The organism is Streptosporangium sp. G11 (genome assembly GCF_051192615.1).
GTDB lineage: Bacteria > Actinomycetota > Actinomycetes > Streptosporangiales > Streptosporangiaceae > Streptosporangium.
The window spans coordinates 1-715 of record NZ_JBPJUQ010000347.1 but is presented as its reverse complement, the minus strand read 5'-3'; the positions used below and the strand labels follow the sequence as shown (position 1 = coordinate 715).

At 67.3% G+C, this 715-nt stretch carries 2 protein-coding genes; both read right to left on the bottom strand.

Features of this window, described 5'->3' with window-relative positions:
- On the bottom strand, positions 1-489 hold a 489-nt coding region (locus ACSDR0_RS50965), incomplete at its 3' end, for a hypothetical protein (RefSeq protein WP_435296195.1).
- Positions 486-715 (bottom strand): hypothetical protein (locus tag ACSDR0_RS50960; RefSeq protein ID WP_435296194.1); only part of this gene is annotated, 230 nt, incomplete at its 5' end. The genes ACSDR0_RS50965 and ACSDR0_RS50960, both read right to left, overlap by 4 nt.

The following is a 715-nucleotide window of genomic DNA, read 5'->3' as shown; positions in this document are numbered from 1 at the left end:
GTGGATGTGCCATGACACCGTCACCTGGAGCAGCCTGCGGCTGGCAAGCTCATCAGCAGAGATCACGACGCCTATGGTGTCACGGTGGTTCGGGCGTTTCCGCAGCGGTCTGCAGGAGGTGACGGGCGGCGTTGGTGTAGTGGATGGCGTCTTGTCATCGATGCCGAACACGCTGGCCAGATGCAGTGGATCGGGGCCGCGGGTCAGAGCCTCTTCGAGCTGGCGGTCGATGCGAAGGTGCTCCAGAGTGGCGGTCAGGCCCCGGACGGCGTTGGTGACCCAGAGCCTGCCGACCGGTGAGGTCTCCATCGCGGTGTGCTGGGTGAGCAGCAGGTGTGGATTGGCGGTGTTCGGCCAGCGGCTGCGCCGGTAGTCCAGCCAAGCGAGGAGCGCTTGACGGGTGAGTTCGTCGAGGGGGCGCGGGTGGCCGCCGATGGTGAGGCGGTGGTTGCCCAGGTCGATGTCGTCGAGCCGGAGGTCGCGGATCATCTTGGGCCGGGCCGCGTGGATGGCGGCCAGGGCGAGGTCGGTGCGCCCTCGGGCACCTTGCGGCCGCCGCCCTCGTTCAGCCGCTTCAAGATGGCCACCGCCTCCATCAACTCCGCGGTGCCGGTCCCGCCCTGGAAGTCGATCGCCGCCTGATGTACCCCGAGTTCGGTGGAGTCGGCTTGGTTGACTCTCATGCCGACTGGACGTTCGGGTAGAGCATCTCGTA